Source organism: Veronia nyctiphanis, assembly GCF_004116385.1.
Taxonomy (GTDB): Bacteria; Pseudomonadota; Gammaproteobacteria; order Enterobacterales; family Vibrionaceae; genus Veronia; species Veronia nyctiphanis.
On record NZ_PEIB01000003.1, the window covers coordinates 242,874 to 256,218 of the forward strand.

Here is a 13,345-nt window from a genome sequence, read left to right on the forward strand (position 1 = left end):
GAAAACATTTCAAAAAAACGTTAGCGAAAAGCTGGCTGTCTAGGCAGACAGCATTCTCTGAGGCCATATTGCGTGATGTATTTAGGAAAACACGTCCTCTACTTTTGGTTCGATTAATCCTTCTGAAACTAAAAACTCTAAAACGTATGTGATGTGCTCTTTTAATGCCGACAAGCTCTGATGATTGGCAAAGGCATTCTCAATCTTGCAGAGTTGTTCTATTTGACCAGCTATAGTTGCTAGCCCCTCCATACCAATTGTTGCGCTAGTAGACTTAACATTATGAACGAGTCTTCGGTATTCAAACAGATCGCTTGTACTTTCTGCGTCTTTCAGTTCACTTTCTAAACTGGATATCTGGTTGCGGTATTCCTTGATAAATTCGGGCAAGTCCCGCCCCATTTCATGAACAAAGCTTTGAAATGCTTGTTCATCAATCCAGTAGGGAGCGTTGGGTATTGCTTTGGAGCTCTCAGAAGTGTTTTGCTCAAACTTTGCAAAGCGTGGTTCCGCGCTATTCATCCACAACCCAATAATCGTATTGAGCTCAACTTCCGAAAACGGCTTAGCAAGAAAATCATCCATGCCCGCGTCTAAACATGTCTGACGATCATTTTGCATTGTATTCGCGGTTACGGCGACAATTGGAACACGGCGGTCACATTGCTCACGTTTTTCTATCTCTCTGATTTGAGTTGTGGCTTGGTAACCATCCATCACAGGCATGAGACAATCCATGAGAATGACATCATAAGTCCCCTGTTTCCATTTCTCGACAGCTTGCTTCCCGTTCTCCGCAATATCGACAGTGAAACCTAGTTTACTGAGAACACGTTTAGCGAAAAGTTGGTTGGCGGCTACGTCTTCAGCCAAGAGTATGTTGCCACCTTCTGAAGCAGCATTCGCTAATACAGGTTTTCTTAGTTTTGGCGGGGGCGTTCTTGTTGAAATACTGATATTCAAGGCGTCATGAAGACTAACAAAAGGCTGGCTATTACCCGAGCGTAAATTCATAACGCCGCGAGTCTTACTGAGCATTGCTGTCAGTTGCTCTCTGAGAATGGGTTTACTCAATACGCCATTAATACCAATATCTCGATATCGACGTACGTCGCTGTCGATTCAGACGAGTTCAATAAAATAACTACTGAGTGATCTAGTTGTCGGTTCTGACGAATTTTTGCAGCCAATTCCATACCGTTCATCGATGGCATTTTGTAATCGGTCAGCACGTAATCAAAGTTTGCGTTCTCATCTTGACTAAATGTCCACAAAGCTGCACGAGGATCGGTCATTGTAGTGACGGAAAGATTGAGAGACTCGAGCATCGATTTTAAAATATTCAGATTGACCGGGTTGTCATCTACAATGAGTGCAGAGCTTCCTTCAAGCTTATCTTCAATACTCTCGGTATCTGTTGTCGACGCCGTCAGCGTTAAACAAAACCAAAACTCTGACCCCTGTCCCTCGATACTATTGGCACCAATATCTCCGTCCATTAACTCGACAAACTTTTTACAAATAGATAACCCGAGCCCTGAACCACCATATTTTCGGGTTGTCGACGAATCTGCTTGAGTAAACTCATTGAACAACTGTGCAATTTTATGTTTAGGAATACCAATTCCAGTATCTTTTACAGAGAAGGTTACTGTGTAGTCATTTCCATCATTGATACCATAGACACGAATGAGCACGTGTCCATCTTCAGTAAACTTGATGGCGTTATCAACAAGGTTAAGTAACACTTGCCGCACACGAACAGAGTCACCGACGAAGTTTTTGGGTATATTCACATCGTAATCGAGCATCAGCTCAACGCCTTTTTGTTCGGCTTTCTTAATCGATGACTTACAAACATCGAAACAAACTTTCTCTAGGCTGAAATCAATGTACTCCAGCTCCATCTGACCTGATTCAACTTTAGATAAATCGAGCACGCCGTTTATTAGGGAGAGCAGAGATTCGCCAGAACTACCTATGATGTCCACATACTCGGATTGCTGTTCATCAAGTTTTGTGTCTTGAAGTAATTGAGCCATTCCCAGTATGCCGTTCATTGGCGTTCTGATTTCATGACTCATTGCAGCGAGAAACTCGCTTTTTGCCTGTGTGCTCGCTAATGCTTCTTCTCTTGCATATTCGAGTTCTTTCGTTCGATTCTTTACCTTGGAATCTAAATTGTTTCTTTCATCTTCAACCTGTTCTAGGGATTGATTGAGGCTGTTTGCCATATCTTTAAAGCTTTCGGCCAACTTACCCAGCTCATCATTACCCAAAGGCTCAATATTCGTCGCAACCTCACCGTCCTTAAATCGTTTAACTATACTGTGGAGGTTACTGAGACGCCTGAATAAGGTCACCCGTAATACCATGTAAAGTAGAAAAATAAGCAGCAATGTACCGGCAAAAACAATAGCCAGAATAATGGAGATCAATTTTTCTTTTTCAGCCAGCAATAGCCCCTCGTCACTGGCAAATATCATCTTTACGCCCTCACCAAACCTGTCCATATCGATTTCATGTATGATTTGGTTAGAATCAGTAAGAAAAATTTCTTGCAAGGGATCTGGCCCGCCCGACACTTGCACTAATCCGTTTTCGTTAATAATAAGCGTATGTTTGGTGGGGATATTAAGGTCTCTGTGCTGCTTCTTTACTTTCCCCAGCATCTCAGTAAGAGATTCTTGCCAAAGATAGGAAACAACTAACCAACCAAACGTGATGCCATCATGAATTATTGGTGTTACAACCCACTGCGTTTGCTTCCGATCATCACCTCGGCTTTTCAATAAATAATCAAGTCCTGGTTTTGAAACTTCGGACTTCAGGCCCGTTGGAAGTTTGAACAAGGGATGGTCATCAACAGGCAAACCTAACAGCTTGTGGACAGGGATTAATCGACCGTCTTTTTCTAGGCTGTTAATGGCAAAAATATCGTAGTTTTTATCTAAAACAAGGAGGTAATCAACAAAGTCATAGTTTTTAACAAGAGTATTGAGCTCTGCCGCCAAACCGATATTACTACTACGGTTAAGAGACTCGTAAATATGAGGATTTTTAGATATCGCTTCTGCGACTTGCTGAATGCTGTGTTCTCTTTCAATAACTTCATCTTTTAAAATTTGCAAATTTGCTTTCTGATGGAAATCAACTTGACGGTTGAAAACATCCTCAGCGGACTTAATGATATAGATGCCCATTCCCATCATGATAATGAGTACAAAAATAACAATCGGTGTGATCAACCTAAATGCGAGTGACATTTCCGGATCCTGACTCAGTCGATGAATTGAATTGAATTGAAAGAGAGTGTTGTTGGGTTTCATTAATATCGAACCCCATTTTTTTCATAGTATTTCGATTTACAAAATAGTCAGGTATCTCTTGATAGCTTGACTCTAGGTGGGAGGGGCGCACACTAGTTTGCAATATTTTCGATGCCATTTTTCCAGCCTCGTACCCCAAATTGTAAAAATTAGCTACGGGGCCAAATGCATACCCCTTCTTAATTCCCGCAAGATTAGAGCTCAAGATCGGCGTATTACTTGAAATAGAAATGGGGATAATGGCGTCTTCACCACCAGACTGGCAAAGCGTGTCTGTGGTTGTCATGAAGACATCGACAGAGTTACTGACTTCAGATGCCATCTCTTTCATCTCGTCGATCGTTGTAGGTGTAAGGTCTATGACTTCAATCCCGACGGCATCAAAAAGTCGCTTCATATTAAATGCTTGAATCGTTGAGTTAACTTCATCCTTGCGATGGAAAATTGCGATTCGTTTGGTATGAGGAAGAATATTTTGAACAATTTCCACGTATTTTTCTAACGGCACAAAGTTGCTTGTACCAAGAAGGTTATTCGAAGAAAACGCCATTGACTCTATTAACCCGACATCAGCGGGATAAGTTACGATAGAGAAAACAACAGGTAAGTTTTCAGGCACGACGTCTTTGACAATCTGAGTGCCGACGGTCGTCAAACTATAGACAAGGTCAAAACTACTGAAGTCTCTGGCAATTTCATTCTGCGTATTTGCATCGCCGCCACTCGCGCGGATAACTACCTCGAGATTCTCACCATCAACAAGGCCAGAGTCAGATAGGCCTTGCTTGAATCCGCCAACATTTTCAGGGTATCCAGTCCAGGCAGCTATGCCTATCTTAAATTTTGCCTGTGCTGCCGTGCTATAACACGCCAACAACCAAACTGAACTCCAATGCTTCAAGGCAAACCTCCAATCACTTTTTTAGACTAATTATCTGGAGAAACAAGAGAAAGAAAGTCTAATATTACATATCAATATGTATTGAAAATTAACCATGGCTGTATTTAGAGATGGTGGACGAATAATGCGAGGAATCTGTTTCATTTCTCATGGCAGTTAGCTGAGGTTATTGAAGTGACTCTAATTTTACGTATAAAAAAAGCCAGCACAGTTGCTGGCTTTTTTCGTTATTTTTCTTCAAACGTCCGAGATTGCATTTTTGATTCGCTTATCAGAAATCGGATACGGCGTACCGAGTTGTTGAGCGAAGTAGCTTACACGAAGTTCTTCCAACATCCATCTAATCTCTTGAACAGATTCAGGAATGGTTTGACCTTTAGGTATCTTATTAAGTAGTTCCCTATATTCTTTCGTAACTGCTTCTACTTTCAGCATGTGAACGCGGTCTCGATTTGGATCTATGGGCAATTTTTCTAAACGTCGTTCCACCGCTTTTAGATATCGATGAATATTGGGTAAACGTTTCCATCCACATTGCGTCGCAAAACCTTTGAAAATAAGGCTTTCAAGCTGAGCCTTGATATCAGAAAGCGCAAATGCCATGGAAAGGTCAACCTTCCCCTTCAGCTTTTTATTTATACTGAACGCCGTGGTAAGAATCTGTTCTACCTGTTTAGCGATTTCAACCACCGTATCGCCAAGTTCTGCCCTAACCAGTTCTTTTAAGGTTTCAAATTGATCAGGTTGCCAGCTGATACCGCCCTGCTGCTCAATCAGCTTATCAACTCCACATGCGATGCAATCATCGATTAAATCTAGAACCCTACCGTATGGATTAAAGTAAAGTCCCAGCTTGGATTTGTTTGGCAAATTGTCGTGCAGATACTTAATGGGAGACGGCACGTTAAGCAGTATGAGCCTACGTTGCCCCTGCTGCATCACCTGCTGCTGTTCTTCCTCAGTCTCAAACAGTTTAATACTCACAGAGTCTTTATCATCGACAATAGCTGGATACGCCTTGACCTCAAAACCTCCCCGCTTTTGCTGATATTTCTGAGGAAGTTCACCAAAGCTCCAAGTGGTTAACCCTTGCTGCTCTATGTCGTCATCTGCGACTTTTGACAGTGTTTCCTGAACTTTCTCTTTCAGGCTCTCTTTTAATGTATAGAGATTGTCACTCTCTTTAAGTTTGCGGTTTTTATGATCGATTGCACGATAACTGATTCTTAGATGCTCAGGTAACAAATCAAGCTGCCAATCATCTCTAACAACGGTTACACCACTCATTCTCTTCAGCTCTTTCTCAAGTGAATCAAGAAGAGGTGCCTCCATCGGTTTAACCCGTTGCAAGAACGCAGATGCATAGTTAGGCGCAGGAACAAAGTTACGGCGTAATGTTTTAGGCAATGACTTTATTAATGCCACAACTAACTCTTCCCGTAGACCGGGGATTTGCCAGTCAAAACCTTCAGATTCAATCTGATTAAGCAATGGAAGCGGAATATGAACTGTTACACCATCATGATCTTCGCCTGGCTCAAACTGATAGCTCAGTTTTAGTTTAAGGTCTCCCTGATACCAGAAGTTCGGATAATCCAATTCAGTTACGTGGCTTGCATCGCCCGCCAGTAACATTGCTTTCTCAAAATTCAGCAGTTCCGGTTCATCGCGACTGGCTGTTTTCCACCATGCATCAAAATGACGCCCTGATATCACAGACACATCGACTCGTTGATCATAAAACTCATACAAGGTGTCATCATCGGCAAGTAAATCACGACGGCGAGACTTGTGTTCGAGCTCTTCCACTTCCCTCAAAAGTTTGAGTTTTTATGATAGAACTTGTGTTTTGTTTCCCAGTCCCCTTCGACAAGTGCCGAACGAATAAAGATTTCTCGCGAGAGCGCTTTATCTATGTTGCCATAATTCACTTTTCGTTTTGGCACGATAGGAATGCCGTAGAGCATCACTTTTTCAAACGCAAATACAGCAGCCTGCTTCTTCTCCCAGTGAGGCTCACTATAGCTTCGTTTAATAAGATGTTTAGCAAGCGGCTCTACCCATTCAGGCTGAATTTTTGCCGCTATTCGCCCCCAAAGTCGAGAGGTCTCAACCAGTTCAGCAACCATGACCCATTTGGGTTGCTTCTTGAAAAGCCCTGAGCCGGGGAAAATACCGAAGCGGGCATTTCTAGCGCCCTGATACTCATTTTTTTCCTGATCTTTAAGACCGATGTGTGAAAGCATACCCGCCAATAACGAGACGTGTACGGATTGATAATCCGCAGGCTCATCATTCACTTTATGCTCCAGTTCACGCATCACTTGCCTAATCTGGAAATGCACATCTTGCCATTCTCTGACACGCAGATAGTTAAGATAGTCTTTCTTACATTGTTTGCGGAACTGGTTGCCCGAAAGAGCCTTTTGCTGCTCTTCGATGTAAGTCCACATATTGACGAAAGCAAGAAAATCCGACTCTTTATCGTTAAAACGACGGTGCTTTTCATCAGATGCTTGCTTTTTATCTGAGGGTCTTTCGCGAGGGTCCTGAATCGCCAGCGCTGAGGCAATAACCATGACCTCTTTTAGTGCACCATGTTTAGATGCTTCTAGTACCATACGCGCAAGTCTGGGATCAATCGGAAGGCGCGCCAATGCACGACCGATTTGCGTCAAACGTTTAGGTTCATCTTTCTGTCTACCCTCTTGCATGGCGCCAAGTTCTTCAAGCAGCCTGACACCATCTTGAATATTTCGGCTGTCAGGTGGCTGAACAAAAGGGAATGCAGCAATATCACCCAGACCGATTGCCGTCATTTGTAATATGACAGACGCGAGGTTTGTACGAAGGATCTCGGGATCGGTAAACTCGGGGCGAGCTAGGAAATCGTCCTCAGAATATAGCCTGATGCAGATACCGTCGGATACACGTCCACATCGCCCTTTCCGTTGATTTGCGCTCGCCTGAGACACACTTTCTATGGGCAGACGCTGGACTTTGGTCCGGTAGCTATAGCGCGAGATGCGAGCAGTACCAGGGTCAATCACATACTTGATGCCAGGTACAGTTAACGACGTTTCAGCCACGTTGGTTGCAAGTACGATTCGTCTCCCGCGGTGGCTTTGAAAAACCCGATTTTGCTCAGACGCTGACAAACGGGCATACAGAGGTAAAATTTCGGTATCCCTGAGATTACGTTTTGACAATGCCTCGGCAGTATCCCTGATTTCCCTCTCGCCATTCATGAAAATCAGAATGTCGCCGGGCCCTTCAGCATGGAGCTCATCAACAGCATCGAAAATAGCCTGAAGCTGATCTCGTTCCGCATCCTCATCGGTTTCATCGTCAACCATTGGTCTGTAACGAACTTCAACCGGATAAGTTCGGCCCGACACCTCGATAATTGGCGCGTCATTGAAGTGGTTTGAAAAACGCTCAGGGTCAATCGTTGCCGACGTTATGATTATCTTTAAGTCGGGACGCTTCGGCAGCAATTGCTTTAGATAGCGAGAATAAAATCAATATTCAGGCTACGTTCGTGCGCTTCGTCAATGATGATGCAATCGTATTGATTGAGGAACCTGTCATGCTGAATTTCAGCGAGCAGAATACCGTCGGTCATCAACTTAACCTTGGTATCTTCAGACACTTTATCGTTGAATCTGACCTTGTAACCCACCGTATTCCCGAGCTCGGTTTCAAGCTCTTCCGCAATACGATTTGCCACAGAACGCGCAGCGAGACGACGAGGTTGCGTATGGCCTATTACCCCAGAGACACCCAAGCCCAAATCCAGACAAATTTTAGGTAGCTGCGTCGTTTTGCCCGAACCAGTTTCACCGGCCACAATGACAACTTGGTTGTTTGCGATGGCTTCAGCAATGTCATCTTTTTTCTGGCTGACAGGGAGCTGCTGAGGATAGTTAATTGTCGGCAGTGTAGATTGGCGATGCATACGAATTTGCATAGACTTGGCAATGTCAGCAGCAATTTCATCAAAGACTGCGAGTCTCGCAGTATCCTTTTTAATTCTCTTCGCGCCTTGAATTCTCTTACTTAGACGAAATTTGTCCCTGTTCATGCAGTCATCTAATGCTGCATAAAGGGTTTTTGCATTATTTTGGTTATTAGTAACTGTCAATGTTGTGTCCAATGCTTGCGGGTGTTGTCGTACTGGAAGGAGGATTTACGATGGCCCGACAGTGATAATTTTTCTGAAATCATTGCGGCGTATCTTAGCACAGCGCCAACGTGAATGAAGCCTACATCTAAATCCGCTCAACGTTAACTTCGACTAAAATCTTCAATTTAATCAATGCGCCGATGACATATAGATCAATGCACCCTTGGCGAACTTTTTAGTGTGATTAAAATCAAATCATACTGGAAGTATTTATTTTTATTGCAGTACACTTATTTCTATCACTCGCTGACTTAGGATCATCACGCCATGCTGAATGATTTAGTAACACGTTTAAAAGACATTCTTTCGGACAATAACGACAATGCATCCTCTGGCGAGGACGACTACAAGCGGGCAATTGCCGCTTTATTATGCGAAGTTGCAGGAGCAGACCACAACATTGATGAGAGAGAACAAAGCGCTAAGATTCACTTACTCTCTCAGCTGATCAATGTCGATGAAAACGAAGCAAAGCGTCTATTAACGAAAACGGAAGTTGAGAACGAAAGCGCAACATCACTTTTCGAATATACGGATAAACTCCGTCAACTCTCTCAGGAAGAGCGCTTTTCTCTCGTTAAAGCAATGTGGGTTGTCGCTTTTGCTGACGGAGAGTTGGACCCACTTGAAGACATGGTGATTCGAAAAACCGCTGAATTACTTTATGTTGATCATAGTCTGTTCATAAAAGCGAAGTTGGAAGCTCAGGCAAATGCCTGAGCTTACTTAAACCTTTAACTTCTTTATTGATAATTCTATAGTTATAGTGCATTAAAGAGATATATAACGAACCACCATTACGCTATAAAAGGAATGTGCGGCCATAGATATCATGCCGTTGCAACCGTGTAGAGAAAACCTGTTCGATGATATCTGGCGTCATTACCTCTTTTGGGGTTCCTTGATGGGTAATGTGTCCTGATTTCATAAGAATCACACGATCTGACTCGTTAATTGAACGATTCAAATCATGGTTAGCCATCAAAATAGCGATCCCTAACCCTGACAGCTCTTTGATTATTTCATACAAAGTATCTTGCTGTGCGATGTCCAACGCCGACGCTGGTTCATCTAGCAGCAAAACCTTCCCATTTGGGTTAAGCTCCGGCCAAACTTGCAAAAATACGCCTGCTAACCTCACTCGCTGCCACTCACCACCGGATAATTGGTCAATACCCCTTGAAAGCTTGTCGTTGATTTCTAAACGCTCGCAGAGCGCTTTAACAACACGATCAACTTTCGTCGGGTCATCCGTTTGAGTCATTGCGTTGAGGCATAAATATAAATACTGATAAACCCCCACCGAAAATTGCGGTTTGCCTTGTTGGCTCAGGTAGCCCCTTACTGTTGCAAGTGTTTGGTTATCTAGTGTGGAAACGTCAACACCATCCATGTAAACCCGACCATTTGCATATTCAAGGCCTGACACAAGCTCAAGCAGTGTGCTCTTACCGCTGCCATTCGGGCCAAGTATATGAATAAGCTCCCCTTTATTGACGGTAAGGTTTACTGGCAATAACCTTGGTGGGAGGCTTAAATCAGAAATTTGTATCATCATGGTCGTTTCATCAACATCCAAATAAATATGGGCGTGCCAATCGAGGTGGTGACGACCCCGACAGGTAGCTCCATGCCACTTGCCGCCAGTCGACTGAAAGTATCTGCGAACAAAAGTAGACATGCGCCGCAAACTGCCGATAAAGGCAACAAAAACCGATTCTCGGTACCCAGTACCATGCGAAGAAGATGAGGCACAACTAAACCGACAAATCCAATGACCCCCGCCATCGCAACTGCGCCACCAACCAGCAAGCTGACCAACAAAATCAGCTGCCAGCGCAAACGGTCTGACTCCAAACCTAACTGGCGTGCTTGCACATCGCCGAGCATTAATAAATCCAGCTTTCTTCCCTGACAACAGAGAAAAACAACGGCTGGAAGCATAACCAGAGCGAGGATAAGCTGCGACCACTGAACTCCAGATAAACTGCCCATCAGCCAGTACATTAACTGGCGTAAACTCAAGTCATTGCTAAAGTAAAAAGCCCAGGTAACGATCGCGCCGGATAGGATGCCAAGAGCAACACCTACTAACAATAAACGAGTTGTTGAAACCACCCGCTTTCTGGCCATGAAAACAAGGAGAGCTGTGAAAGCAAGTGCACCCATCATGGCAGCAATAGTTTTTGATTCTGTTCCTGCCAGCTCGGGAAACCAAAAGGTCATCACAACTAATGCCACACTGGCTCCACCTGATATGCCAAGCACACCTGGTTCAGCTAAGGGGTTACCAAGAAGCACTTGAAGAACAGCGCCAGATACCGCTAGCGAGGCACCAATTAATATGGCCGCTATCGTTCGGGGCATTCTCAACTCAGACAAAAACTGTGATTCAAGAGGAGACTGAGGAGCAAATGGCCATATCCATAACTCCCCTGCAGCCAACGAAAAAAATGCAGCAAGGCATAGGAAGAGCGAACTGACAATAAGAGCCCAGCGCCAACGATACGTATGGCTCTGGACCAGTTGAGTTAAGAGCATGATTCAGAGTAATAACTAATGATTGCTGCTCACCATACCTATCGGAATATAAAAAGAAAAGTGTTAACTGAGGTGGTGTGGGCCCGGGTCGGCATCAATATTGACATAGAGTGGTTGCGACCAGTCAAAGTCAAAAGATTGAACGAGCAGGCAAGCCCGCTGACCATTTGCAACACGTGAATTAGGAAAAACCACTGCTTCACCGCCATCAACCGCAAAGTACTCTTTATCTCCTTCTTCCGCTAATAATTCGCCCGATTTGAAGGCAGTAAAGTTTGCAGCATCATCAGGGAATGTGAGCCTGAAATCATCCGAGTATTTGTTGATAGTCCGAGTCACTTTATAGCTTTTTAACACTGGTTGCTTGGTAGAAAGCTCATAGGCATTGTCACCTGTTACCATCTCAACCAAAGCCAGACGCAACGGCTCAAACTCGTCCATATTGTTTTTGTACAGTGGCGCAACCCTGCCCATTTCTAACGTCGCACCAATGGCACCAAATTTTTCGCAACTGAACCAACTAAACGTAGAAGACGGAGTGCGACTAAGCAGTACTGCGTCCATCCCAGCCTGGTCAAGAAACTGAACAAGCGGTCTCACGTCACAAGGGTGCGTGTTCGCTGGTACCACACCGAACATATAGTGTGCAGAGTCACGAATCGCTGAATGCAAATCGAAATGCCAACGCTGTGCAGTAAGTGGCGCAGGTGAAAAGAACGCTTCAACGCAATGCTGATATAAGTTTGCCAACGCGCGCTCTTCGTTTGTCTCCTCGTTTAATCCGCTGAACAAACGATTCAGGTTTTCTTCAATAAACCGAGTGTGAGCGTGAATCGCAGACGGATGAGCGATAATAAGCAAAAGCCTGACTTTAGGAATAAGTTTGCCAAGGATAATGTCTGAAGCAATTCGATCAACTAACTCAATCGGTGCCGTTTCATCCCCGTGGATACCCGAGGATATGATGATGGAGGTTTCACTGTCATGTGGAAGTATCTCCAATACACCGTTTGCAACGTGGCTAATCCGTAGGCCTGAGCCTGTCATCCAGGAGTGGGGCTCAAAGTGGATAGGGTTTCCAAGCGTGCACTGCAGAAATTGCCCATCAAAAATACTAGCCGTCATTACATCTTCCTTCTCGTCTCTGCGGACAACAGAGCGTTTTTCACATCTTCATTTACAAGGAGAATAGCACTTCCATAGATATATATCAGTCAGTTAGGCCTTTGTTTACAACAATATGTGCGATTGATTCAGGGGGAGATTCTAAGCCTATGCCTCTATAAAAATGTGTTTTTGCGTAAACATTCAAGATCACTATGCATCGAAGCAAATTGAACAATTATTTGCGACGTATTTTGCATAAACTCAAAGGCCATGACAGCGTACAATCGCATTCAAATTAACGAATTAGGCATCTCACCTTTGCAGTCAACAGGGAATAGAATGATGAGTAGAGTTGCATGATTTTCTATCCAAACGTCCCTTCAAGAAGAGGAAAGAATAGAACACTGAATCGCTATTTTAAAAATAAGAAGTCGTTAAAGGCTGAACGGGAGAAGTTGATATTAAATATATATGAGCACATGTATTTTAATTGCATGGGCACATAAATAAACCATGTTAACCGATATAACTCTTAGCTACGGATCAAATAGATGAGGCTTTGGGTAGCTCTGCAAGGAAAGAGGTCTGAAATAACGATAAAGTGCATCAGTAAACAAACACTACAGTCATAGACATGTAGTGTTTGCTATTGATCTAAAAGAAGCTACGAATTAATTTTCGCATTTTCTACACGAGCTTTAAGCTTCTGTCCCGGCTTAAAGGTTACAACCCTTCTCGCCGTAATTGGAATATCCTCGCCCGTCTTTGGATTACGACCAGGACGTTGGTTTTTATCTCGTAAATCAAAATTGCCGAATCCCGACAGTTTAACTTGCTCGCCACCTTCGAGCGCTTTACGAACCTCTTCGAAAAACGCTTCTACAGTATCCTTGGCGTCCCGCTTGCTCATTCCAACGTTTTCAAACAGGTTCTCAGCCAAATCGGCCTTGGTGAGCGCCATAGGTCATTCCCTCAAGAAATGTTGAACATAAATGTAATACCACAGTATCTACATCACGAATCTAAATGCAGAGCTACTTATTCATAGAAACAACCATGAGGTTAATTAATGAATTTGTGCCCAACTGAGATAAAGTGTATGCCAACTAGCTGATTTGCGCCAACTTTTTTCCATATCAATATTTAGAATACTGCTCTGTTTATGAGTCTGTTTACTTTTTTTCATGCATAAAAATGGAGGCAAGACTTAACACAATGAGTGCTAAATGAGCGAATTTTTAATAGGGCTGAAACACTATCGTTCAATACATAGACGGATTT

The 13,345-nt window shown here is 43.5% G+C and carries 8 protein-coding genes and 1 pseudogene; 1 reads left to right on the forward strand and 8 read right to left on the reverse strand.

Annotated features, from left to right (window positions below; translation table 11 throughout):
- Positions 1 to 81: 81 nt before the first annotated feature.
- The 4 genes and pseudogenes from CS022_RS04730 to hrpA form a co-directional block, all read right to left on the reverse strand.
- Positions 82 to 1,074: a response regulator gene (locus CS022_RS04730; protein ID WP_129121323.1), complete on the reverse strand. Its 993-nt coding sequence runs from the start codon at positions 1,072 to 1,074 to the stop codon at positions 82 to 84.
- Positions 1,071 to 3,266: an ATP-binding protein gene (locus tag CS022_RS04735; protein ID WP_161569562.1), complete on the reverse strand. Its 2,196-nt coding sequence runs from the start codon at positions 3,264 to 3,266 to the stop codon at positions 1,071 to 1,073. The genes CS022_RS04730 and CS022_RS04735 overlap by 4 nt, the downstream gene beginning before the upstream one ends.
- On the reverse strand, positions 3,250 to 4,230 hold the full coding sequence (locus CS022_RS04740; protein ID WP_129121325.1) for an ABC transporter substrate-binding protein: 981 nt from the start codon (positions 4,228 to 4,230) through the stop codon (positions 3,250 to 3,252). The genes CS022_RS04735 and CS022_RS04740 overlap by 17 nt, the downstream gene beginning before the upstream one ends.
- A 237-nt stretch (positions 4,231 to 4,467) precedes the next feature.
- Positions 4,468 to 8,314: pseudogene (gene hrpA, locus CS022_RS04745) on the reverse strand (ATP-dependent RNA helicase HrpA).
- A 369-nt stretch (positions 8,315 to 8,683) separates the two neighbouring features.
- Between hrpA and CS022_RS04750 the strand changes: the two are divergent.
- Complete coding sequence (locus tag CS022_RS04750; protein WP_129121326.1) at positions 8,684 to 9,136, forward strand: tellurite resistance TerB family protein; 453 nt, start codon at positions 8,684 to 8,686, stop codon at positions 9,134 to 9,136.
- Between the two features lie 82 nt (positions 9,137 to 9,218).
- On the opposite strand, the gene btuD is transcribed toward CS022_RS04750, so the two are convergent.
- The 4 genes from btuD to ihfA all read right to left on the reverse strand — a co-directional run bounded on the left by btuD (position 9,219) and on the right by ihfA (position 13,025).
- Positions 9,219 to 9,974, reverse strand: coding sequence for a vitamin B12 ABC transporter ATP-binding protein BtuD (btuD, locus tag CS022_RS04755; protein WP_235869255.1), 756 nt, complete (start codon positions 9,972 to 9,974; stop codon positions 9,219 to 9,221).
- Complete coding sequence (gene btuC / locus CS022_RS04760; protein ID WP_129121327.1) at positions 9,971 to 10,957, reverse strand: vitamin B12 ABC transporter permease BtuC; 987 nt, start codon at positions 10,955 to 10,957, stop codon at positions 9,971 to 9,973. Before btuC ends, btuD begins: the two co-directional genes overlap by 4 nt.
- 63 nt (positions 10,958 to 11,020) lie before the next feature.
- Complete coding sequence (locus CS022_RS04765) at positions 11,021 to 12,082, reverse strand: succinylglutamate desuccinylase (RefSeq protein WP_129121328.1); 1,062 nt, start codon at positions 12,080 to 12,082, stop codon at positions 11,021 to 11,023.
- Between the two features lie 646 nt (positions 12,083 to 12,728).
- Complete coding sequence (ihfA, locus tag CS022_RS04770; protein ID WP_129121329.1) at positions 12,729 to 13,025, reverse strand: integration host factor subunit alpha; 297 nt, start codon at positions 13,023 to 13,025, stop codon at positions 12,729 to 12,731.
- Between the last annotated feature and the right edge of the window lie 320 nt (positions 13,026 to 13,345).